Source organism: Paenibacillus pini JCM 16418, assembly GCF_000576305.1.
Taxonomy (GTDB): Bacteria; Bacillota; Bacilli; order Paenibacillales; family Paenibacillaceae; genus Paenibacillus_AQ; species Paenibacillus_AQ pini.
The window spans coordinates 502,183-527,041 of record NZ_BAVZ01000002.1 but is presented as its reverse complement, the minus strand read 5'-3'; the positions used below and the strand labels follow the sequence as shown (position 1 = coordinate 527,041).

General features: G+C 41.5%; 17 protein-coding genes and 4 pseudogenes. 3 read left to right on the top strand and 18 right to left on the bottom strand.

The features are described from left to right. Positions 1 to 32: 32 nt before the first annotated feature. The 3 genes and pseudogenes from JCM16418_RS05740 to mntR all read right to left on the bottom strand — a co-directional run bounded on the left by JCM16418_RS05740 (position 33) and on the right by mntR (position 3,162). Positions 33 to 962, bottom strand: a complete 930-nt coding sequence (locus JCM16418_RS05740; RefSeq protein ID WP_036646887.1) for a patatin-like phospholipase family protein — start codon at positions 960 to 962, stop codon at positions 33 to 35. 82 nt (positions 963 to 1,044) lie between these two features. Further along, positions 1,045 to 2,658, bottom strand: a complete 1,614-nt coding sequence (locus JCM16418_RS05735; RefSeq protein ID WP_036646886.1) for a family 10 glycosylhydrolase — start codon at positions 2,656 to 2,658, stop codon at positions 1,045 to 1,047. A 79-nt stretch (positions 2,659 to 2,737) separates the two neighbouring features. Continuing rightward, positions 2,738 to 3,162 (bottom strand): annotated as a pseudogene (mntR, locus tag JCM16418_RS05730) (transcriptional regulator MntR). A 217-nt stretch (positions 3,163 to 3,379) separates the two neighbouring features. On the opposite strand from mntR, the pseudogene splB reads away from it, so the two are divergent. Further along, positions 3,380 to 4,448: pseudogene (splB, locus tag JCM16418_RS05725) on the top strand (spore photoproduct lyase). On the opposite strand, the gene JCM16418_RS05720 reads toward splB, so the two are convergent. From JCM16418_RS05720 to JCM16418_RS05685, 8 genes and pseudogenes are all read right to left on the bottom strand, one after another. Then, the gene (locus JCM16418_RS05720; protein ID WP_036646885.1) at positions 4,445 to 5,149 is read right to left on the bottom strand and encodes a cytochrome c biogenesis CcdA family protein; all 705 of its coding nucleotides are present in this window, start codon (positions 5,147 to 5,149) and stop codon (positions 4,445 to 4,447) included. The pseudogene splB and the gene JCM16418_RS05720 sit on opposite strands and share 4 nt — an antisense overlap. Before the next feature lie 21 nt (positions 5,150 to 5,170). Continuing rightward, positions 5,171 to 5,977, bottom strand: coding sequence for a metal ABC transporter permease (locus tag JCM16418_RS05715; protein WP_036646943.1), 807 nt, complete (start codon positions 5,975 to 5,977; stop codon positions 5,171 to 5,173). 42 nt (positions 5,978 to 6,019) lie between these two features. Further along, positions 6,020 to 6,772 (bottom strand): metal ABC transporter ATP-binding protein, encoded by a 753-nt coding sequence (locus tag JCM16418_RS05710; protein ID WP_036646884.1) that lies wholly within the window; start codon positions 6,770 to 6,772, stop codon positions 6,020 to 6,022. A gap of 31 nt (positions 6,773 to 6,803) precedes the next feature. Then, positions 6,804 to 7,756 (bottom strand): annotated as a pseudogene (locus JCM16418_RS05705) (metal ABC transporter substrate-binding protein). A 177-nt stretch (positions 7,757 to 7,933) separates the two neighbouring features. Beyond that, the gene (gene metG, locus JCM16418_RS05700; protein ID WP_036646883.1) at positions 7,934 to 9,913 is read right to left on the bottom strand and encodes a methionine--tRNA ligase; all 1,980 of its coding nucleotides are present in this window, start codon (positions 9,911 to 9,913) and stop codon (positions 7,934 to 7,936) included. Between the two features lie 370 nt (positions 9,914 to 10,283). Then, positions 10,284 to 10,559: a membrane protein insertion efficiency factor YidD gene (yidD, locus tag JCM16418_RS05695; RefSeq protein WP_036646882.1), complete on the bottom strand. Its 276-nt coding sequence runs from the start codon at positions 10,557 to 10,559 to the stop codon at positions 10,284 to 10,286. Continuing rightward, positions 10,559 to 11,029 carry a Fur family transcriptional regulator gene (locus tag JCM16418_RS05690; RefSeq protein WP_036646881.1) on the bottom strand — a complete coding sequence of 157 codons (471 nt, stop codon included), beginning with the start codon at positions 11,027 to 11,029 and terminating at the stop codon, positions 10,559 to 10,561. The genes yidD and JCM16418_RS05690 overlap by 1 nt, the downstream gene beginning before the upstream one ends. Before the next feature lie 127 nt (positions 11,030 to 11,156). Further along, positions 11,157 to 12,131: an ABC transporter substrate-binding protein gene (locus tag JCM16418_RS05685; protein WP_036646880.1), complete on the bottom strand. Its 975-nt coding sequence runs from the start codon at positions 12,129 to 12,131 to the stop codon at positions 11,157 to 11,159. Positions 12,132 to 12,414: 283 nt separating this feature from the next. On the opposite strand from JCM16418_RS05685, the pseudogene JCM16418_RS05680 reads away from it, so the two are divergent. Beyond that, positions 12,415 to 13,427: pseudogene (locus tag JCM16418_RS05680) on the top strand (FecCD family ABC transporter permease). Then, positions 13,424 to 14,476, top strand: coding sequence for a FecCD family ABC transporter permease (locus tag JCM16418_RS05675; RefSeq protein WP_036646879.1), 1,053 nt, complete (start codon positions 13,424 to 13,426; stop codon positions 14,474 to 14,476). The pseudogene JCM16418_RS05680 and the gene JCM16418_RS05675 overlap by 4 nt, the downstream one beginning before the upstream one ends. 118 nt (positions 14,477 to 14,594) lie before the next feature. Here the strand turns inward: JCM16418_RS05675 and JCM16418_RS05670 are convergent, their stop codons facing one another. The 7 genes from JCM16418_RS05670 to JCM16418_RS05640 all read right to left on the bottom strand — a co-directional run bounded on the left by JCM16418_RS05670 (position 14,595) and on the right by JCM16418_RS05640 (position 24,711). Next, complete coding sequence (locus JCM16418_RS05670; RefSeq protein WP_036646878.1) at positions 14,595 to 16,982, bottom strand: stalk domain-containing protein; 2,388 nt, start codon at positions 16,980 to 16,982, stop codon at positions 14,595 to 14,597. A gap of 227 nt (positions 16,983 to 17,209) precedes the next feature. Next, positions 17,210 to 18,814 carry a glycoside hydrolase family 3 protein gene (locus JCM16418_RS05665; protein ID WP_036646942.1) on the bottom strand — a complete coding sequence of 535 codons (1,605 nt, stop codon included), beginning with the start codon at positions 18,812 to 18,814 and terminating at the stop codon, positions 17,210 to 17,212. A gap of 52 nt (positions 18,815 to 18,866) precedes the next feature. Beyond that, the gene (locus JCM16418_RS05660; protein WP_036646877.1) at positions 18,867 to 19,655 is read right to left on the bottom strand and encodes a response regulator transcription factor; all 789 of its coding nucleotides are present in this window, start codon (positions 19,653 to 19,655) and stop codon (positions 18,867 to 18,869) included. Further along, positions 19,655 to 21,475 (bottom strand): cache domain-containing sensor histidine kinase, encoded by a 1,821-nt coding sequence (locus tag JCM16418_RS05655; RefSeq protein WP_036646876.1) that lies wholly within the window; start codon positions 21,473 to 21,475, stop codon positions 19,655 to 19,657. The genes JCM16418_RS05660 and JCM16418_RS05655 overlap by 1 nt, the downstream gene beginning before the upstream one ends. Positions 21,476 to 21,501: 26 nt before the next feature. After that, positions 21,502 to 22,332: a carbohydrate ABC transporter permease gene (locus JCM16418_RS05650; RefSeq protein ID WP_036646875.1), complete on the bottom strand. Its 831-nt coding sequence runs from the start codon at positions 22,330 to 22,332 to the stop codon at positions 21,502 to 21,504. Further along, entirely contained in the window at positions 22,332 to 23,216 is an 885-nt protein-coding gene (locus tag JCM16418_RS05645) for a carbohydrate ABC transporter permease (protein WP_036646874.1), read from the bottom strand. Before JCM16418_RS05645 ends, JCM16418_RS05650 begins: the two co-directional genes overlap by 1 nt. Positions 23,217 to 23,328: 112 nt before the next feature. Then, positions 23,329 to 24,711 carry an ABC transporter substrate-binding protein gene (locus JCM16418_RS05640; RefSeq protein WP_172679208.1) on the bottom strand — a complete coding sequence of 461 codons (1,383 nt, stop codon included), beginning with the start codon at positions 24,709 to 24,711 and terminating at the stop codon, positions 23,329 to 23,331. Positions 24,712 to 24,859 lie beyond the last annotated feature (148 nt).

The following is a 24,859-nucleotide window of genomic DNA, read 5'->3' as shown; positions in this document are numbered from 1 at the left end:
AGGGGAGGTAGATGCTTTTTTATGACCTATGATCACGTATCGTTAGTCCAAGATCCAAAAAATTTAGTGCCTGCTTGCACACCCGAATCATAGAGAACCTTACTCTGCTCTGGAGTGATATGAAACTGTGTTGTCCCTACACCCATTGTTGGGATTTTGATCGTTCTAAATCGTTTCTCCTGCTCAATATAGCGTTCATCATGTGCAGAAAGCATCGTTTCAAACATAGCCTGTAACATTGTTATGGGTCCTCGAATTACATGTGGTTTGCCCGTAGCTCTTCCAACCATTTGGAAGCCGAGTGTAGGTATGGGCGGTGATTCTAATATAGAATTCGGTACATCTCCAAACAGCCACAGTGGGAAATTACTAAGTAAGCCACCATCAACAATATAGACAAACTGATCTACAAATGGCTTTCCCCTCACAACTTCCCCCGTCATCCTAAGAATAACGGGATCGAAGAAATAAGGGATACTCGTACTCATTCTTATCGCCTTGGAAACTTCAAACTTAGCCGGATTAATACCCAGCTTCACTAGATCATCCGGCAGAACTAGAATTTTACCATTCGTAATATCCGATGCAATAATGAGTAGCTTGCCTTCAGGTAAGTCAGCAAACGTGGTTACACCCTTCGCTTTAAGAATATTATGAATCCAGTATTCCAGCGCTTCACCCGAATATAGACCCTTCTTGATCATGACACGCAAGGCAGGTCCGATCAGCTTCATATTAAATATAGGTGCACGCTTTAAAAAAGATGCGAACGGTGTCATCCGCACAATTTCACTCATTTCATCAGCTGTATAGCCGGCAGCCAGTAAGGCTGCCACAATGGAGCCCGAAGAAGTCCCTGCAACACGGTTAAAAATAATGCCCGCATCCTCTGCTGATTTAACGGCACCTGCAAGCGAAATCCCCTTGACTCCACCACCTTCGAAAACTGCGTTGATGATCATCACAAAACCCCCGTTCTCATCCACAATAATGTATGAGAACGGGGGTATATTCATGACAAAGGGATGCTATTACTCCCTTGTACTATTTATTTTGATAATAAGCCGATAGCATTGGGAGGAGACCCAGTGGATTTTTTAACAAATCCTTTGCACTGAAGAAGATACTTCCCTTCACTTCAGCTGACGTCGCATTGTAATTCAGTTGATCAATGATTTCCTGCGCACTCTGCCAGCCAGCTTCACTTGTACCTAGTTTATATGGTGCATGACCAATATATAAGCCTACACCTGTCCCACGTACTTCAGACGACCACCAATCTACCAGCTTATCGTACTGAGCTACTTTAAATGACATACTCCAATAGATCTGCGGAGCTACATAATCAATCCAGCGCTGCTGAATCCATGTTCTAACATCCGCATACATCGAATCGTAAGCAGTCACGCCTGCTTTTGTATCGGAACCTGTCGAGTCTGTAGATTTATTACGCCATACACCAAATGGACTAATGCCAAATTGGACAGATGGTTTAGACGAATGGATGGACTGGCCTAACTGCTGTACAAACTGGTTAATATTATCCCGGCGCCAATTTGCTTTGGACAGTCCTTTCGTATTATATGCTGCGAATGTTGCATCATCACTGAACGTACCACCTGATGGATAGAAGTAATCATCCAAATGGACTCCATCAATTCCATAGTGATTAACCACTTCCATAATCACATCAATAATATGCTGTCTTGCTTCTGGAATGCCCGGATTAATAATCATCTGATTATTCGCTTTCACGATCCAATCTGGATGCTGGATTGCGACATGATTAGGTGCAAGTTTGGATGTAACCGTGTCTGTATTTGCACGGAACGGATTAAACCAAGCATGGAACTGCATGTTACGCTGATGTGCCTCCTGAACCATAAACTGCAGTGGATCGTATCCTGGGTCATTTCCTTGTACACCTGTCAGAACCTTAGACCAAGGTACTAAGCTTGATGGATAGAGCGCATCACCTGCGGGGCGAACCTGTACAAAGACGGCGTTCATTCCAGCAGCCTGCAGCTTATCTAGTAATGCGACAAATTCCTGCTTTTGTTGTTCAGCTTTACCGTATGATTTCACGGAAGGCCAATCCAGATTAAAGACGCTGGATATCCATGCTCCGCGAAGCTGAGAGGCATTATTTGTGCCTCCACCGTTCCCTGTGTCCCCGGGAATAGATGGCGGATTAGGTATGTAATATCCAGATGTCAAATGAATGCTTTTAGCGGTCTGATTCCAGATAACCTCCAAGCCAAGCTGTTCACCTACAAAGCGTAGCGGTACCATCACGCGCCCGTTTTTAATTTGTACGGAAGCATCCAGTTTAATTGATGTTCCATTGACTAGAGCAGTTGTTTTACCGTTGGTTAAAGTTAAGCTTGCGCCATCCTTATCAATCGCTACGGTTCTCGTAGACTGTGTCCATCTCACGGATGCACCCAAACCTTCACTGATCACACGAAGCGGAACCATGGTGACGTTTATTTTGGGCATAATATAGGGAGGAACATCACTCACTAACTGCACATCATCCAAATAAATACTAATGTTGTTCTTTGAAGTTTCTGCTTGAACAGACCGACTGGTAACTGGGAAAATAATAACGAAAATAAGTGCCAGAATCATCCAACGTTGAAACTTCCAAAACTTCATTACTTAATTCCTCCAAGATTAATAGATTAGCGGGTAAACGAAAAGGCACCTGTCTCTGAGGGAGGGACAGATGCCTGAGTTAGGAATCACTGACCATTTCATTGTGAATATCCACAAGTCTTGAAGACGCTGCCCATCCCGTCGAAAATATTCAACGAGCGTCTCAATACGGGTTATAGAATCCCAACTTAAATGATGTTCGATTCCTTCAACATCGTTATAAATATATTGCTCTTGAACGCCAATCATCGCCAAAAACTCTTCTAGAAGCTGATGACGGTCAACTAGGCGTTTGCCCATTTTCTTGCCTTTGCTTGTCAGAACAAGTCCGCGATACTTCTCATAAATGAGATAATCGTCCTTGTCCAGTTTCTGGATCATTTTGGTGACAGAGGATGGATGAACCTCCAAGCCTTCGGCGATGTCCGAAACGCGCGCATAGCCCTTCTCGTCAATCAGTTTGTAGATGCGCTCCAAATAATCCTCCATGCTGGGCGTTGGCATGTTCTTCCCTCATTTCTTTTTTCAACACATGCACGTATTACATAACATATGTGTAGTTCTTACCGATTACCTGCTCTTGTAATGATACATGTTTCTGAGACAACTTGGCAAGTCCTGCCGGTTCCTACTCCTTTGTTCAATAATTGCCACGACTGTATACTCCTAAAAACTCACATAATACTTCACAGTACGGCGAGGAAGGGAGAAGTGATGGAATATGGGTACAGTTGTTCAGGAACGACCACGCAAAAAACTAAGACCAACCAAACCTTTTGTGCCCGATCTAGTGTATTTCGAACCAGGTGCACTTGAATACCCGAAGGGTGCAAAAATTATGGAATGGGTGAAATCCCAAGATATTCCATACCGCATGACTAGTTCCCACAACCGTATAACCAATTTACCAGGCGATACGGACCAAGAAAAATATCGTAATGCCAAACGAACACTTGTGTTGGTGTACGCAAAACATTGGAATTTGACCAATCCAAACCGTCAGCCGAATACGCCATACCGATTTCTACCGGCTGCATGGGACATTGTCACTACTGCTATTTACAAACCACACTTGGTGCAAAACCTTATGTTAGGGTATACGTAAACACGGATGATATTATTCAAGCAGCTAAGCAATATATCGAAGAACGCGCGCCTGAAATTACTCGTTTTGAAGCAGCTTGTACATCAGACCCAGTTGGACTTGAACACATTACGAACTCGCTGAGTGATCTGATTACTTTTATGGCAGGTGAGGAATTCGGCAGACTAAGGTTTGTGACGAAATTTCATCATGTCGACCCATTCTTAAAACTTCAACATAATGGTCACACCAGAATTCGCTTTAGCATTAATTCTGATTATGTGATAAGACAATTTGAACCATCCACTTCACATTTTGAAGAACGTATTGAAGCCGCTGGCAAGGTTGCTCATGCCGGTTATCCCCTTGGATTCATCATTGCCCCTATCATTTGGTATGAAGCTGGGAGGAAGGATATGCCGACCTGCTTAAACGGTTAGCTGATACTTTACCTCAAGATGCCACAAGTGATTTAACATTTGAACTCATTCAGCATCGTTTTACGAAAACCTCCAAACGAGTCATTGAAGAACGATATCCTAAATCCAAACTGGAAATGGATATCGCTAAACGTAAAACCAAGTGGGGGCGGTGGGGTCAGTACAAATATGTATATCCCGACGATCAGCAAAGAGCTTTGCGTGAGTTTATCACTGAACGAATTTTCGAATATTTCCCACAAGCAAAGATTGATTACTTCACTTAAAATTTAAGCCAATCTGGCGTAATTGCTTGCAGCCAAATCGTAATTTTGGTCATCTGATTTGTAAATAACAAAATACCCATAAATATCATGAGTACTCCGCCTATTTTCATCATAAGGCCGGAGTATTTTACGATCCATTTGGTAGAACCTATAAAGAAAGCCAGTACAAAAAAAGGTATCGCAAAACCTAACGTATACGCAGTAATTAAGGCAAACCATGTTCCTGGCTGGCTTGTTGCAAGAGCAATAATGGCAGCAAGAATCGGACCCACACAAGGAGACCAACCTGCTGAAAATCCGATACCAAAAATAAAAGAACCAATATATCCTGCTGGCTTAAACTTCATATCCATTTTGAATTCACGCATCATAAACTTTGGTTGAATAATTCCGAGTAAAAAAAGCCCCATTAGCATAATTAAAATAGCGGATAATTGACTGATTAATTTTCGATTACTATTGAAAATATCTCCAAAATAACCTGCTCCGACGCCCAAGGTGTAGAACACAACAGAAAATCCCAAAATAAACGCAAGTGTATGTGTCATCGTCCGGAAACGGACTTCCTTTTTATTCTGCTCGGTTTTTAACTGTTGTACCGACATTCCTGTTATATATGACAAATAGGAAGGATATAAAGGTAAACAACAAGGAGATATAAAGGAAGCCAATCCCGCAAAAAAGGCAATCCAAATCGTCATACTAAAGTAACCCTCCCTTGTTTATGATGAAAACTTTCTTTTACCGACCATAGTCAATATTAGCATCGCAATCAGTAGTAAGACAATCGTTGCACCTGGCGCCAAATTCCAGATCCCAGCGATCACAAGTCCGATGACTACTGCAATTTCTGAAATAACTACAGCGAAAATAACCGATGACTTAAAGCTTCGGGCAATCAACAGGCTGATAGCAACGGGTATCGTTAAGAGAGCAGAAACAAGCAAAGCACCAACAATCTTAATCGCCGTACTTATTACAAGCGCAGTTAATACAGTTAATAACATGTTCAGCATACGTACAGGAAGACCACTAACACTCGCTGCATCTTCCTCAAAGCTAAGTAAGAAGAATTCTTTAAAAAACAGGCTGATAACAACAATCACGACGACTGTAACCCCACCTACAACCATGAGGTCTGTTGAATCTAGTGTGTAAATACTACCGAACAGATAGCTCATAACATCCGTATTGTACCCCATACCTAAGGTGAAAAACAAAGAGGCAAGCGCCACGCCACCTGACATAATAATCGCAATTGATAACTCTGCATAGCTTTTATAAGCCTTACGTAGCTTCTCAATAGCGAATGATGCAAGTACAGCGAATACAAGTCCAGCTGCAAGGGGATACAAATTAATTAAGAAACCAAGAGCTACACCCGCGATCGTAACATGCGCCAGCGTGTCGCCGATCATGGATAACCGACGTAACACCAAGAAAATACCGATTAATGGAGCTGTAATACCTATTAACACCCCACCGGCAAGAGCTCTTCCAAAAAAATCAGAAAACAATATATCAACTATCAATAATAACGACTCCTTCGGATACGCCCTCCTAGGCTTAAATCAGGTAAGAGAATGCTGTAAATTTTGCTCCTCGCAGTTCTGAATCTCATGCGAATGTCTGACATAAAACTGAATTTTACCGTTTTTTTGCTTCGGAGTCTTTCCAAGATACCCTTCGATCATGTCCATATCATGGGAAACCATAAGGAACGTCATATGATGATGTGCATGCATATGCGTTATCAGTTCGAAGAATCCAGCTTGAGTTTCTGCATCAATCCCCACGGTGGGTTCATCCAGAATTAGCAGATCTGGATGATTAATAAGTGCTCTGGCCAAGAAAGCACGCTGCTGCTGTCCACCCGATAGTTCACCTATACGCTTATTCGCAATTTCCTGGATACGCATGACTTCTAATGCATCGTCACACTGCCTCTGTTGGCTCTTACTAACACGACGGAACAAATTTTTGTTATTGTACAGACCAGATAAGACAACCTCTCTAACCGTTGCTGGAAAGAGTGGATTGAACGTGTTCTTCTGTGGAACATAACCGATACGTTCCCAGTCCTTAAACTTCCGAATAGATTGTCCAAACAAACGAATATCTCCATTCTCGACAGGCAACAATCCAACAATCATCCGTAATAATGTTGTCTTACCCGCTCCATTCGAGCCAATAACTCCAACAAAATCTCGCTCCTTGGCAGCAAAGTTAAGATCTGATATCACTTGTTGATCCCGATATGAGAACGAGATATTTTCTAGCTCAATAATATGTTCATGGCAATCTTCCTGCGCCAGAGATAGCATGTTCTGAATCCGCCCTTTCTTCGATCTCTCTTTATTGTAAAGCGAGGATTAGATTTTGCAAATTTTTCTCCATCAATGTAAAATAATTGTCCCCGTTCTGCTCCTGCTGTTTAGTCAATCCTTCGACAGGATTAAGCACTATAACTTTCGCACCTGTTTCCGATGCTAATGTCTTAGCCAAACGATCTGATACTAATTCTTCAAAGAAGATATAGTGGATACCTTCTTGCTTCACTAGATTCGTAAGCTGAACTAAATCTTTAGCACGCGGCTCAGCATCTGGAGATAGTCCCATAATTGCATGTTGCTCCAACCCATAATCGCGGCATAGATAACCGAAGGCCTGATGGGAAACGACGACTTTATGGTGCGGAACCGCCGATAATTGTGAACTGAACTTCTGATCCAGATCGGTCAGTTTCTTCTGGATTGCTGCATAGCGTTCTTCATAACCACTTTGATGAGTAGGATCAGTCTCAATCAAGCTATCTCTGATATGCTCAGCCATCACGATAGCTGACTTCGGGCTTACCCAAGTATGTGGATCAATGTGATGATTGTCGTTAAGAGATAAACCACCGTTCTCTTCGCGTTCATCATGATCCGATTCAATAAGTTGAATACCCTGACTGACTTCTATGGCTTTGACCTTCGTATCACGGTTTAAACCTTTTAGGAAACCTGGCACCCAGCCTCTAAACCTGCTCCATTATATAAAAACAGCTGTGCATTCGATGTATTCACGATATCCTGGCTACGCGGAGTCCAGTCATGAGGTTCAACACCTGCGGGTAGCAAATTAATCACATTCACATCTTCCCCCCCAATTTCCTTGGCAAATTCATATATGGGATAGAACGTCGTGATTACATTTACTTTATCCTTCGCCAATTTAGCTGAATTCGTACTTCCGCATCCGGTCAACATCGCTGTACAGATCAGCAGTATTAGCAATATTGATGCTCTAACTTTCCACCTTTTCATCGCTAACCTTCATCCCCTCGAACCTTAATCGTAATGTTTACTAATAAGAGTATAAGATGGGCCTTTTGATTTTGTCAACATATAACGGGAAAAAGACGGCACACCCAATTTATGGTGTACCGTCTAAGTATGGCTCGGAAGACTTCATTTCTACTCATCTTCTGATCTCTTTTATATTTATTTAACAACTGCCCCATTTGGCATGCTGTCTGGGACAGAAGCAATAGTCAGCTGATCACCATGTGAAGCCGCTAGAATCATACCTTGTGACAATTCGCCACGCAGCTTAACGGGTTTCAGGTTCGTGACGCAAATCACCTTTCGCCCTACCAGTTCTTCCGGTGTATAGAACTTCGCAATTCCAGAAACCACTTGACGTTGCTCGTATCCGAGATCAAGCTGCAATTTCAGCAGTTTATCCGCTTTCTTAACAGGCTCAACGGAGATGACCTGAGCGACACGCAGTTCGACTTTAGCAAAATCTTCAATGCCGATTTCCTCTTTAAGCTCAGGTGCCTCTACGCTAGTTGAAACCGCATCAGAAGCAGGAGCATCAGGTTTTGCCTCTCCCATTGACACAGTCATTGCTTCCTTGATATAAGCAACTTCCTGCTCAACATCAAGTCTTGGGAAGATCGGATCACCCTTCACAAGTTTCGTACCCGCAGGGAACTGACCGAATGTTTTGCCGCTATCCCAGCTTGTTAGCTCTCCTTCTACAAGACCAAGCTGTGCCCAAATTTTCTTAGGGGCTTGGGTCAAGAACGGTTGTAGCAGGATCGAAGCAATACGCAGACTCTCCACAAGGTGAGTCATGACCGAAGCCAGTTCCTCACGCTTAGATTCATCCTTAGCAAGCGTCCAAGGCTGTGTCTCGTCGATATATTTATTACTGCGGCTAATGAACTGACTAATCGCTGTTAGGGCTACAGAGAACTCCATGTTCTCCATAGCTTCCTCTACTTTGGCATATACCAAGCTCGCTGCTTCTTCAATCGTAGCATCAAATTCAGTTACTCCTGCATGATAAGCTGGCACTTCGCCGTCAAAATATTTGTCTACCATGGCAACCGTACGGTTCAACAAATTACCTAAGTCATTCGCTAGATCTGAATTCACTCGCTCTACGAAACTTTCAGGTGTAAATGTACCATCTGCTCCGAAAGGAACCTCTCTTAGCAGGTAATAACGCAATGAATCGAGGCCATAGCGATCAATTAGTGTAACTGGATCTACCACATTACCTTTAGATTTAGACATTTTACCGTCCTTCATCAATAACCAGCCGTGAGCAAAAATCTTCTTCGGTAGCGGCAAGTCAAGCGCCATAAGAATAATTGGCCAGTAAATGGTATGGAAACGTACAATTTCCTTACTCATTAAATGCACATCTGCAGGCCAGTACTTGTCAAATAATGTGGTGTCCTTCGAACCGTAACCAAGTGCCGTAATATAGTTAAGTAGCGCATCAATCCAAACATAAATAACGTGCTTAGGATCACTCTTGATTTTGATACCCCAGTCATAAGTTGTACGCGATACAGCCAGATCTTCAAGACCTGGTTTAATAAAATTGTTAATCATTTCATTCTTACGTGAAACGGGTTGAATGAAATCAGGATGCTGCTCATAGTAATCAAGCAAACGATCAGCATACTTACTCATTTTGAAGAAATAACTCTCTTCCTTCACTCGTTCGACTGGTCGTCCACAATCAGGACAGTTCCCGTTCACAAGTTGTCGCTCGAGGAAGAATGATTCATCAGGTGTACAATACCAACCTTCATATTCACCTTTATAAATATCCCCTTGAGCAAGTAAACGTTCGAATACTTCCTGCACGACTGTTGTATGACGCTCCTCTGTCGTACGGATGAAATCATCATTCGAAATATCAAGTTTAGTCCATAGTTCCTTAATACCTGCCACAATGTCATCAACAAATTGCTGCGGGGTTTTACCCATTTCTGCTGCTTTACGTTCAATTTTCTGTCCATGTTCATCAGTACCCGTCAAATAACGAGCATCATAGCCGCGTAGCTTCTTGTAACGAACCATGGAATCGCCAGCCACTGTCGTATATGCATGGCCAATGTGTAGCTTGTCACTAGGATAATAGATCGGTGTTGTCAAATAAAATGTCTTCTTCTCAGCCATTGTTTATCCATCCCTTCTGATTTGTACTTAAAAATAAGCACAAAAAAATCCCGTCCCAATATGGGACGAGAGTTCTCTCACGTGTTACCACCCAAATTCCCCCTACCTTCACAGGTAGCAGGCTCCATCGGTTCCAGCATAAGCTGATACCGTCCATTATCGCTGGATCACGCAACTCCCTTACTCAGGTCAGCCTATATCATGCTGCAAGCCTGTCGCTCGAAAGTAGTTCCTCCCGGACCATATTCCGTAAAACACCTCATACCGGTTTGCAGCTACCCCGGCTCTCTGAACTAAGCTGTATTTACGTACTCATCCATTCCTCGGAAATGTCATATATTCATTAATATACTGAACACCAATAAGGGTGTCAAGTTAAACGGCTGTGACCATCGGTCGTATTCGGCGTATCGCTCTGGTCTTTTCGTGGTGGAACCAAGTCCACCCCTCCCGGATGAAACGGCTGGCACTTAGCAATACGTTTAGCCGCTAGCCACGTACCTTTGGCAGCTCCATGCACTTCAATTGCTTCTAAAGCATAGGCCGAACAGCTTGGATAAAAGCGACAAGTCGCTGGTTTAAGCGGAGAAATATATTTACGATAAGCGACGATTGGTCCTTGAGTCACTCTGCGCATCACACTCATCAGGACACTTCGCTCTTGTTATCCGAACGTTCACTGGTTTTCGCTTCTATAGTATCAGCCTGTTGGCAATCTTTGCAGTATCCGAACACTTCAAATTTATGTTTAACGACTTTAAACCCATCCGGAGCATCCGTTAAATCAACAGGACAGAAACGAATTGGATATGTTTTCTGACATTGCAGACAGATCAAATGATGATGGTGATCATCTTGATTGCAGCTTGCTTTAAATTTAATACCTTCTTCAAAAACAATTTGTTCCAGCACGCCTAGTTCATGCATGACCCTCAGGTTACGATATACGGTATCAAAACTCAGTCCACTGTACTTTTTACACATGAACTCGTATACATCCTTGGCAGACAAATATCCTTTATTTTCACCAAATAATTTGGCGAGCGTCTTACGCTGGTCAGTTATTCGCAGTCCCTGTTCCGACATCGTTTCAATAATTTGTTCTGTCGACAGCATACGCCCATCCTCCCCATTTGTAATGTGTCTACTATTCATAATGCCTTAAAATAAAATCGGAGTCAATGAAGCACTCTAACTGAAAAAAAGGACCTTCACATGAAGGCCCCTCCTGTTAGATCCTAAATTATTGGATATCAAAATATTTCTTCAAATCATCCAACATCAGGTTTGCTGAAAGTACACCACCAGACGTATTCCAAATGACATCATCTACACGGTGGGCATTGCCTTTCTTCACGACGTCGAGATTCTTCCACAGCTTATCATTTGTCCATTCTTTCTCCATTTGACTACCTTCACCGTTACCTGTTTCATAAGTGAAATAGAACAAGATATCTCCATCCATTTCTGGAATACGTTCTTTACCTACATTATCAAAAAATCCATCGTTATCCTGTGCTTTAGTGCGTGCAAACCCTAATTCCTTCAAGATCAAACCAGAGAATGTGTCCTTATAATACATACGAGCTTTACCTGGCATAAAGCGAACCATCGATACTTTTTCTTTTAATTTGTCTCCTGCTTTAGCTTTGATATCCGCTACATGCTTGTCATAAGCAGCTAGGACTTCTTCTCCCTTAGCTTGCTCATTTATGGCATTCGTCCACAGTTTGAAGTTCTCTTTCCATTCTCCACGCAGTGTTTCTGAGAACACAGTAGGAGCAATTGCGCTAAGCTGGTCATAGATTTTTTCGTGACGCATTTTAGTACCTAGAATTAGATCTGGTTTCAATGCAACGATCGCTTCAACGTTCGGCTGTCCTTCTTCACCCACATTAACTACATCTTGCATTTGATCTTTAATATGCGGGTACCAAGGGTCTCCCGTCCAAGATTTCACTGCTCCAACTGGCTTCACGCCAACGGACAATAAAGCTTCTGTTCCTTCATTTGTCAGTACGACCACCCGTTTAGGATGGGCTGGCACATTTACTTTTCCCATAATTGTATCAATAGAGCGGTCTGCCGAATCACTTGTTTCAGCCGCACCCTTATTTGTATTATTGCTTGTTGCTTCTCCACTGTCTTTACCACATGCGGACAAAACTAGGACAACCGCAAGCAGCATTAAGATCATGCCATTCCACTTCTTCTTCATTATGTAAAACTCTCCCCTTTTGCATATCTTGTCTATATTTGATAATGATTATCAATATCGTCATCTATCGTAATCGAAAAATATATCTGTGTCAACCTCATCAAAGACTCTAAGATGAGCTCTATGCCTTTATTTTACTATTAGAAAATGGGGAACTTCATAGTGCTTTTATTGAGAATCATACTCATTGACAAGCCTTGCTCATCCCCTTAAACTTTAATATATTGCTCTGTTTTAACCATGCAACATTCATCAGTTACGTTTTAGGAAAGAGGGATTAAACTTGCAATGCGCATGGCTACATAAGAAAGCCCACAGATGGATCGGTCTTTTTGCAGGCATACTCCTCCTTCTACTATGTATTGCTGCAAGTATCATATTCGGTGTGCACAGTACAAGTTGGCGACAAGTGGTTGATGCTTTCACTTCCTATAATGGAAGTACTGAACATATTATTGTGCGTGATGTACGTGTTCCTCGTGCTTTAATCGCTGCTTTCGTCGGCGGTAGCCTTGGTATATGTGGGGTATTGTTACAATCACTTACCAAGAATCCGCTCGCGGATTCGGGTATTTTCGGAATAAACGCCGGAGCTTCATTATTTGTCGTTGCAGCATTGGTGTTATTCGGAGTGAATTCATTAGCATCATTTACTTGGATCGCCTTCCTTGGAGCTGGAGTCAGTTGTTTATTCGTATTCATCCTTGGCTCAGCAGGTAGACAGGGCCTTACTCCTTTGAAAATTACACTTGCTGGCGCTGCGATTACAGCATTCTGCAGCTCTCTCAGCAATGGTATGCTTATCATCGGTGACAGCGCAATGGAGGAGGTTCTCTTCTGGATATCAGGTTCTGTAGAAGGTAGAAGCTTGGATATTTTACTAAACCTACTTCCCTACATGATCATTGCATGGATCGTAGCATTGCTGATTGGATCTTCCATTAATACATTAATGCTTGGTGATGATGTAGCCCGTAGTTTGGGTCAAAAAACAGTACTGCTTAAATTAACAATGGGATTACTTATTGTCATTCTTGCAGGCAGCTCTGTGGCCGTTGCTGGTCCCATCGGATTTGTCGGACTTGTGATTCCTCATATTGCCAGAAGCATCATCGGCAAAGACGTACGCTGCTTGTAGCCTATAGTGCAATTTTAGGTGGAGTACTCCTTTTGCTAGCTGATATTGCTTCGCGTTTTATAGCTGAGCCACGTGAAATACCCATTGGGGTCATGACTGCCATTATTGGTGTTCCGTTCTTTATTCATGCCGCTAGAAAGGGGATGCTACAAAAATGAGCCGATCCTCTAAATCTCAAAGCTCCATTTCTGTTCGGTGGGGTACTAACGCCTCTTTTCTTACCTCCAGAAGGCAAATTGTCATTCTAGCTCTACTCAGTGCTCTTGTACTTCTATCCATTATTGTTAGCATTGGATTCGGTACGAAATATGTGAACCCGTGGAATGTTATTAGAGCCCTATTTCATCAGGGAAATGCGTTAGATGTTGTCGTTGTTCAGAAGCTACGTCTTCCACGTACGTTAGTTGGTGCTATGGTAGGCGCTTGCTTGGCTATTTCCGGGGCAATAACTCAAGGATTGATCCGAAATCCTCTCGCTTCTCCCGATGTTATGGGCGTAACTGGAGGAGCATCAGTCGCAACTACAGCGGTTATTACGTTGATTCCTTCTGCAAGTGTATTCTGGTTACCCCCAGCAGCATTTATCGGAGCAACATTAACAACCGTGCTTATTTATATACTGTCTCGCAAAAATGGAGTTAACCCTCTTATGCTGGTGCTGATCGGCGTAGGAATTGGTTCCGTTTCTACTTCATTATCCACAATGCTTCTCGTGACGGGGCCAAGTGATGTGGCGCAAAAAGCCTTCGATTGGCTGCTTGGTAGTGTATATGGAACCTCTTGGAAGCATGTAAATATGATACTGCCTTGGTTTATTATCCTTACTGGACTTAGCCTTGTATTCGCAAGACGCATTAATATGCTACAGCTAGGCGATGATCTAGCAGCTGGTGCGGGAAGTGCTGTTGAAAAAGATCGGACTATACTTCTCTTCACAGCAGTCGGATTAGCTGGAGCTGGTATCTCAGTAGGAGGAGCTATCGGTTTTGTGGCGCTCTTAGCCCCTCATATAGCCCGCAAGTTAGTCGGACCCTCCTATGGATCTCTTATACCCGCAAGCGCTCTAGTTGGTGCTTTCATCGTGGTTACAGCCGATGTTTTAGCCCGTACTCTCTTTGATCCGTTGGATATTCCAGTTGGAGTATTCACCTCAGCAATCGGAGCTCCCTTCTTCATCTTCTTATTATGGAAAAGCAGATCTGCTTAAGCTTTGAAATTTATGCTCCCTTGTTTATACAAATAAAAATACCCGTTCTTCGCAGGGATGCGAGAGAACGGGTATTTTATTATTCTTTTTTAGAAATAATAGAAAAGTATGATAGCTCTTAATTCTTAGATGGTGGGATAGGCATGAACAACAAGTTGATTGGTAAGTTACTGCCTGGTGCAGGTGTATACCAAATCTCTACACTTTGCTCATAATTGCTAGTACGAGCAAGTACGCTTGTTTCATTCGGTGCATTTACAAGGCCAGCACTTGTTTGAACAATGCGTCCATCGACCATAAGAACGCCACCGTATGGGCCACCTCTAGGATTCAGGGTGATGATCGTATTTGGAGCAACTTTGCTAAATGTCATTTTGTACATGGCACCAAAGTTACCTGCATTGGAAGACTCAGTACCATAAATACCATCAAGTCCTGTCATGTTAGGATCATCTTTGTTATCACCCAGCACGAATCGTGTAGGCGTGCTACCAATTTGTTCGTCATATTTCACAACTCGTACTGAATCAGGATATGTTCCACGATTATGGACATCACGCTCCAGATTCGTAAGATACGGTAGTGCTGTTAATGGATCTTTAGCTGCATCAACCATGACCACTGTATATTTAATTGGATAATCACTAAATGTATCCGCAAGTAATGAAATAACTTGACCTGGTTTAAGCTTTGCATTGCTCAAATCGTTAAAGATTACTTTGCTTTCACCTGGATTCAAGTGAATATCTTGGCGATTTGCCCCTGATGTCATGGAGTTAAAATACTTCTCAACCGAAACCTTTCCTGTTGCCGTTGGGAATGGACTTGGTCCACCAAATCCCGAATTAAGGATGTTGATGTTAGCTGGTACATCGGTGTAGGTATTCGTTGCAATAACATACACTTTGGTATCTTTAGATAAGGAATTGACATGATGGATCATAAAACGTGTGCTACCCATCGATGTTTCTTGATATAGGATACCTTCGGAGTAAACCGTTTCAGGGCTGTTACTACGAATTAATGTTGCTGGCTCAGAAGTAAATGTATAGTTGGCCTTATTCCAAGTTGGAACTTTAGTGCCATCAAATGTGTACTTCTCACCAATTGGAACAAAGATCTTATTAAAATCTTCCTGACTATAAAGTGTTTCATTTGTAATATTAATTGTTTTCTCATACTCACCTACAGCGCCATGCTTATCCGTAACTGTAAGTTTGATTGTCACTGGACCCGGTTCGAAAAAGGCTAGACGGTTGTTCAGCCATTGACGATCTACGATCGCATTCTCATCATCTGAGCTTTGATCCGTAATGGTGACCATTTCGCCCATTTTATACTCATCTTTATTCGTTACGAAATTAGCGACAGGCGGCTGATTAGGCTGGAGGACATTCACAGTAACAGAGTAAGGATCACTCCACTGTCCGGATGAATCCTGCACGTAATGTGTAACCGTAAAGGAACCTGCATTCTGGAACACATCTTCTTTGCCTTCCCAGCGCTCATTCACAATCGGCAAACCGCTCGGTGATTTTGCGTTTGATTCATAAGTTACTGCAGTTTCACCTGCAAATATTTCAGAAGGCTGAACCTTAAAAGTTGCAACTGGCTTCGTAGATAGCGTAAGAATTACCCGTTTCTGAGCCTGATCAACAGTGTAAGGGATATTCAGCGCTTGCGTAATCGAGGTCAATGGAACCATAAATACGTTCTTTTGCTGATAAGATTTACCTTTCATCGTCTTCACTACGCCGTTAACTCGATATGAAGTACTGTTTGTTTTGAAACGTAACTCATTACCATCTTTATTGATAATTGTTTCTTTCGTTTGGTTATTATAAGTAAGTTTCAGGCCTGCCCGTTCTACCATCGCGCGAATAGCTACGTACGACACGCCATTCTTTACCGCCATCGGTTGACCAGCCAAATATAATTTCCCATTCTGATACATCTTGTTGCTGTTCATCATCAGAATTAATTGATTACTTGAACTATCAGAAATAGTTTGAGTACTTGGTGTACCAGGCTTTGCGTCAACAGCAGATGAGCTTGCGTTTGTATCCCCAGTACCTTCTGAAATACCAGTTACTTCACTTGCAGCAGGAGTATCCGTGGTGCTCGTAGTTTCTTTAGTAGCTGGTGTACTTGGTGTATCTATGGTGCCTGATGTTGCTGTAGTACCTGTAGTTCCTGTGGTTCCTGTAGTTCCTTTTGTATCTGTCGAACCGGTCATTGCTTTCTTCTCGACAGTTCCTGTGTTACCGGAAGTAGAGTCAACCTTTTCCGATGTACCTGCGCTCACTGTAGTGCCATCAACGGTACTCGTACCGTTCGTAATAGCTTTGTTTGAAACATCTGAACCGGATAGAACATTCCCGTTCATTTCTTGAGTTACACTTGTGTTTTGCGGTTGCGTAACCACAGCTGCTGCACTGGCTGGAAGCACCAATGCTGTCTGTGATACAGCTAACACAGCAATCCATGTTAGTTTCTTGAAATTCATTGTCTAGCTCCTTTTAACCCATTTTTGTAACTGCTTCATTACCGTAAATTCGCACTGTAGATATACAGATGAGCAGTCGGTCCACGCTATATACCCTTAAAAGACATACTAATAGACGCAAAATATCGCAAAAAGTTTCTAAAAGTGATGTAAATAAATAAACGAAAGGTATTCCCGGGCGGGAACCTTCCGTTTATTATCATTTATAAATACAAATATTTCTTATCCTAATTAGCGTGGAGGCCTTCATTTAAGCTTACCGGAAGCGTTCCCTCAGCCTTACTTTTCCCCACCAGAATACTAGCAAGAGCTTCCATAAAATAAGGAGTGTTCTCGTAACAGCATACATAAGCAGGAGTTCCTGGAATGTCGTTTAAATCATAAGGATTACGTGTAGACGCTACAATAAAATGTCCAAGCTTAAGCTTCAGAATCCGTTCCACGATTTGGCGCTGACCCTCAGGAAGGTCACTTCCCGATGTATACGTAGCAAATACCACTTGATTCACAGATTGTGCAGCTTGAACCACTTTATCAATCTCTTCCTCGGAAGGCTCCGCACTAATGCGTATTTCTTCAACATTATCTATATAACTTGATAGTGTCTGTCCTAAAGTAAATACATCAGTCCAAGGTTCATCCACCTGAGTCTCTTGACGTACCTCTGGCCAGATGACAAGAACAGCTTCATTAGTCGCTAAAGGTAACTGACCTTCATCTTTTACAAGGGTAATGCTCTTGCAAGCAACTTCTTTAAGCAAGCTGTCAACAACTGGTTTGTCTTCTCTATTCAAAAACACAGGAGAATCAACCACGGTTAATGACTTTAATCGTTTTTCTTTCAAGTTCAAAATGCGCTCAACCGCCCGGTCGATTACACTTTCAGCAATTCTACCACTGAGAACGGCCTCTTTAACAGCTTCAATAGCGCTGCTTTGATCGCTTAGTGTATGACTTACTAGGACGCAATCAGCACCAGCCTCTATGGCTCTCACAGCTCCTTCACCAATACCGAAGTACTTAGCAATGGCGTGCATTTCTAGACAGTCTGTAACAATGACACCCTCAAAACCCAGTTCATCTCGTAGGAGACCCGTTAGTACTGATTTAGATAACGTAGCTGGAATCTTCTCAGATTCAAATGCTGGAAATATAACATGTGCCGTCATGATCAGATCTACGCCTTCTTCAATAGCTCTGACGAAAGGCTTTAACTCAATCGAATTCAGACGGTTCCTATCATGAGAGACCTCCGCAAGCCCCATATGAGAATCAACGCTAGTATCTCCATGTCCTGGAAAATGTTTAGCAGCAGCTGAAACGCCCTTGTCTTGAAGTGCTTTAATTACTGCAGAACCATGCTCAGAAACAAGGCCTGCATTTTCCCCGAACGACCGGACCCCAATGACCGGATTACGTGCATTATTATTCACATCAAGACAAGGAGCAAAATTCATATTAATGCCTAAGGTAAGCAGTTCCTCTGCACTGATGGCAGATACTTTGTAGCTGTATTCCGGGTTATTTGTGGCACCTAAAGCCATGTTTCCGGGTATACGACTCATTTTCTTATGATCAATTCGAGTAACCATACCTCCTTCTTGATCAATAGCAATCCAGAGTGGCAAATTACCGCTCTCCTTTGCCACTTCCTGAAGTGAAGAGGACATTTTGGCAACTTGTTCTAATTCATCAATATTTCGACGGAAATAGATCACACCGCCAATGTGATATTTCTCAATAAGTTGTTTAATATGATCATCTGGTTCTAAAGCATGAAATCCGCAAATAAACATTTGGCCAATTTTTTCTTCCAACGTAAGATTAGACATTTTCACTGTTAATCACGCACCTTTGCTCATAAATGAAGTATGTAAATATATATTAACTAACAGAACAATCTTTGACTTGTTCACGGTATTCAGAAGGTGTCATGCCCGTGTAACGCTGAAATACCTTCGTGAAATATCTTCTTTCATGATAGCCAATACCTGCCCCAATCTGAGTGACACTCTTATCACTGTGAGTAAGTAGATATTTGGCAGCTTCAATTCGTTGGTTGGTTAAGTACTCAACGAATGTGATACCTACATGATTTTTGAACAAAAGACAAAAATAACTGCAGCTTATACCCAGATGTCCGGCGAGTTCTTCGATGCCTAAATCTTTATCCAGCCTACCCATAATATAAGTAATCGCATCAGCAATTAGCTGCTGTGATGATTTCTTAGCAGATTCTGCGGTATCTTGCTTTTTCAGATGACTGGCTGCAAATTGAAGTGGATCTAGCTTTCGACTCCGTATCAATTGGTCACCAATCAAACGGAGTGTATTTTCCAGTTCCTTGTAATGAATAGGCTTACAAATATAATCGCGCACTTTGTATTTAATGGCAAGCCTTGCATATTCAAATTCTTGATATCCAGTTAGCAGGAGCACCTCAGCTGTGCAACCTCTTTGTCTCAATTCTGAAATAAAGGTCAAGCCATCCATTACAGGCATACGAATATCGCTCAAGACAATATCAGGAGCTTGCTGCTCACAAAGAGCTAGCGCTTCCTGCCCACTGCGGGCAAGACCCATCACTTCCATATTCAACTCTGTCCACTGAATTACTTTGTTCAGGTTGTTTAATATGGGTGCTTCATCATCAACTAGCAGTACTTTCAACATCAGAGTTCCCCCCACTCATCGTTTGGTACAATGCATCGTATGATTGTGCCGGTACTGCTCGAAGAACAAATAAACAAACCATAGATATCACCGTAATGAATTCTGATCCGATCAGCAACACTTCTCACGCCTAAACCTCTACGTTCATGATTCACTGGCATGCTAGGATTTACTACTTCCGTGTTCTCATTCTGATCTGACATATATTCAAAGGCTAATAGCTGCTCCGACCCAATCCCAATTCCATTATCTTCAATTTGCAAAATCAATTTCCCCTGAGCACTCCAGCAGCTAATACGGATCATTCCCTTATAAGAAATACCTTCAAAACCATGCTGGATACTATTTTCAACCAGAGGCTGAAGCGTTAACTTCAGTATACTTCTTTTTAGCAGATCTTTGGGAACATCTATTTCATAATCAAAAACATCCTCGAAACGGAACTTCTGAATTTCTAAATAGCTTCGCAGATGATCCAATTCTTTTTCCAACGTGATTACTTCCTTACCTTGGATACTAATCCGAAGAATATTACCCAAGCGGTATACCATTTCACTTACTTTGGCTCCCTCGTTCTGCATGGCTAGAACATTAATAGATTCTAGCGTATTAAATAAAAAGTGCGGTTTAATTTGCGCTTGAAGCACACGAAGCTCAGCTTGATTCTTCTGTTTTTGTTCTTTCTGAATTTGTGTGAACAAGAGATTTATTTTATCGACCAGATCGTTAAATCCTTTGGATAAAACATGCAGCTCATCTTTACCCTTATCTTCAACACGAACTTTAAAGTCGCCGCCCTCAACTCTACGCATAAAACGAACAATCACAGCTATAGAACCCGTTATACGGTTCATAAACACTACATTAAATGTAACTGCTGCAAAAAGGCAAAGTAATGTTATTCCAATAAACCATTCAGCAAAGACCCTTGTCTCTTTAGATAATGAATCCCATGAAGTTACAGATATGATACTCCAAGGATAATCTTTAAGATGGTACATCGAAACAATACTTTTATTGTGATTAAAATCAGCCTTAAAGCTTTGATAACCCTTTTCAAAAAGAACAGGTTGGTTCATGAGGGACTGAACTTTTTGACCATCCAGCGATTGCAATGGATCGAACAAGATCAGCCCATCATCATTAACCAGCATAAAATGTGTGGAGCCCATTGTTTGATCTAAAGACAGATTTCGAAAAATAGATTCGATATCCCAGCTTTTAATTTGCACAACTAGAATACCTATGTTCTTCAGTGTACTAATTTCCTTAATTAGTCTGATTTGCGTAAACACAGGTTCGACACCTGTAATTTCGGGATACTCATGCGGTGCAAGCCATTTAGGAACTGCGTTCAGGTCAGTAACCTCTTTGTATAAAGGTTGCTCCTTAAACTTATTGAAGCTCATTGCCGCAAAATCTTCTTTATTAAAAATAGAAACGATATTGTTATTCCCGTGCAAATTGTAAAGGAAGGCATAACTTATCGATGGATGGTTGTACAGCAAATTACGGAAGTTACGTTGACTTGCATTCAAATTCAATTGTTCGGTAGCATTTAAATCCTGTTTCGTTGGATCTTTCGCATTCAAAGCCATATGAAATACTGAGGTACCAATACCGCTGTCCGTCACATTATCCATTTGTTTAAAGACATTTGAAATACTGTAACTGATTGCTTTAAGCGAATATTCCGTTTGACGGCTGTATTTCTCTTCTATGGAATTAGAGGTAACTATGAAAGTTATAGCGCCCAAGATACATAAAGGAACGATAATAAGGATTACAAAAGCTAGTAATAATTTGACGCGCAAATTCATACGCTTTCTTCCATTCTGTGCGAGAATTATCCCTTAACACTACCTGCTGTAACTCCTTCAATAATTTTTTCTTGAAGAATAGCGTAAAGAACAATAACAGGAACAACGCTATATACAATACCTGCTGACATTTGCGCGTAGTTCATCTGATATTGGTCACGGAACTGAACCATTCCGACTGGAAGCGTTCGCTTCGCATCGTCCGAGAGAAAATAATTGGCAAGCAAGAATTCATTCCAGTTGCCGAGAAAGTTAACGATAAATACCGTAACCATGGCCGGAACCGTTAAAGGTATTATAATCCTAGCAAATATTCCCTGTGCATTCAACCCATCCATAACCGCTGCTTCCTCAATTTCACTAGGTAAGGACTTCATAAATGCGGATAAAATAATGACTGAAAAAGGAAGTGCATTGGCAATATAAGGTATAATTAAAGCCTTGTGTGTATTGAGAATGCCAAGCTTTTTAACGAGTAAATAGATAGGTAACATCAATGCATTATTCGGTATTAGCATGCCGACTAAAATCACAGCACCCAGTATTGCACTTATTTTATGATGACGCATCCGTGTGATTGCAAAAGCAAACATAGAAGCAATTAAAATAGAAACAACTGCTGACAGAATAGATATATACATACTATTGAAAAAATAGGTGCTTATTTTGGCATTGACCCATGCCTCAACGTAGTTCCCGAATTCAAATGTTTTTGGAATACCGAACGGATTGAGTGCTATAGAGTTATTATCCTTTTTGACCGATGAGAAAATAACAAATAGAAACGGAAAAAGAATAACTAACAAATAGGCCATGAGTACAATATGTGGCAATAACTTTTTAATCAGCCTAGACATTAGTATTCAATCCTTTCACTACGACGTGCAACGAGTAACTGGTACAATGCAGTCAGAATTAGTGTGAAAATGAAAATCAAAACTGCAATAGCGTTACCGTAACCATATTTAAAGTTTGTGATTGCGTATTTGATCATGTAGGTTGCCATAACGTCCGTGCTGCCCGCAGGTCCACCCTTGGTCATAACGATAACAATATCAGCAGCCTTCATTGCTCCTGCAATAGAAAGCATAATAACCACAGATATAATTGGTTTAATTAAAGGTAATGTTATCGAGAAGGCTCGTTGCATACCGGAAGCACCGTCAATTGCAGCAGCTTCGTCAAGTTCGCGAGGAATCGATAGAATTGCAGCCAGTACCATTACAATATAGAATCCTGTCCATTGCCAAGCATTTGTAAGTAGGATCGAAATCATCGCGTATTTCTCATCAGCTAGCCAATATAATGGCTCTATTCCGAAAACCTTCAAAATGCTATTCAATAATCCGATATTCGGTTCATAAATGAATCCCCATAGAATACCAATAACGGCTGTAGACATAATTGATGGTAAAAAAACCGCTGTCTTGTAAAGCCCTTTAAGTTTCTTAACATTTGCGATCAGAAGGGAGAAAAATATAATTAATGGAACTTGGATTCCTACTGAAAATAAGATAAAGAAACCGTTATTTCTTGCTGCGAGCCAAAATCTTTCCTCAGTTAATGCTTTGGTGAAGTTATCTAACCCAATAAATTTAGGTGTAGCGGATACGCCATTCCAGCTCGTGAAACTGTATCGTATAGCACTAAAGATTGGATATAGAAAAAACATACCAAATAGAATTAAACAGGGAAGAATGAGTACGATGTATAACATTGGATTCTTCAATGCCTTGTTCATGAAGTGCCTCCCAACCCGGATATCATCCGGAAGTGATGTCTATTACTTTTTCTACTAATAGAAAGGCGTGTGCCCCAGCAAATTCCCGGGGCACACACTTGAAAATAAATTATTATTCCGAAGCTGAGTTAGCCTCTTCTTGAACCTTTTGAAGAGCTTCTCCCATTTTCTCAGGAGTTGTTTGGTTACCAATCAGCTTTTGAATTTGGATATTACTGATTTCAGTAGTTACATCCGCTTGAACAAGTGAGTCAAATGCAGGGAATGAAGTTTTGGATTCATTCAATACGTTGACGATTTCTTTCATCAAATCATCAGTGATTTTAGAAGAAAGTACGCTTGCATCAATCTTCATTGCAGGAAGTACACCATCATCCACTAGACCACGGATCTGCATCTCTTCGTTAAACAAATCTTTAATGAAAGACTTAACAGCTGCTAGCTTACGAGGATCTTCAGCTACAGTTGCGGAGAAACCATAACCATTGTTTACGTCACGCATAAGGGAGGTTTGATCTCCAGCACCGCCATCAACTGGAGGAAGATTGAAGAATCCAACTTTGCCGATCAACTTCTCACCAGACTCACCTGCTTTAAATACGGAAGATTTCCAAGTTCCGTCATACAGCAAGACTGCTTCGCCACTAGTAAATTGAGTTGTATACTCAGCATATTCAAAACCAAGTTCACCTTTTTTGAAGTATCCTTTGTCTACCCACTCTTTATACTTAGCAAAACCTTTAACGACAGCTGGATCACTCCATTTAGCTTCTCCCTTAACAAATTTAGAAGTAACATCTGAACCGGCATAACGAGACCACAATTGGTTAGCAAGCATCAAAGGTACCCAACCTGCTTTGGAAGCACCAGCCATTGGAACTTTACCATCAGATTTGATGGTTGCAAGAATTTGATCAAGTTCAGCCATAGTCGTAGGAACTTTCAGACCCTTCTTCTCAAAATATTCTTTGTTATAGAAGAATCCTTCGCCTGATCCACCAATTGGAAGACCATATATTTTACCTTCGTAAGTAAACGGTTCCAAAGAACTGAATTTGTCTTTAATACCGAGTTCATCAAGGATCGGAGTTAGATCAAGCAGTTTACCTTCTTTAGCATAAACTTTGGAATCCGGGCTACCAAATAGATCGAAGATATCTGGCGGGTTACCCGCAGCCATCTCTCCACGAAGTTTTTCTTTACGGTTAACGTCTGATTCAACGCCGTCCAGTTTAAACTTTAGACCTGCATTCTCTTCTTCAACCTTTTTAACAACGTCTTGAAGAATGGCAAAACGTTTCTGTTTATCTGCACCTACTTGTGTATGACGAAGTGTCATTTCAAGGGGTTCAACTGACTTCGGATCATCTGTTTTAGTGTCTGTTTTAGGTGAATCCGAACCTTCTGTTGTCTTATTGGTATCGCTTCCACAACCTGTTAAAGCAAGTGAAGATGCAAAACATAAAGACAATAACAGCATCAAACTTCTCTTCATTTTCATTGATTAATCCCCCTCAAACTATTGTTTATTACCTCTTCATTATAGTAAGAATGTCCTACTTTGTAAGGACGATATTCTGCTAATGATAGGGATAAAATCTTCTATAATGATAAAAACACCCCTTTCCGTGGAAAGGGGCTAC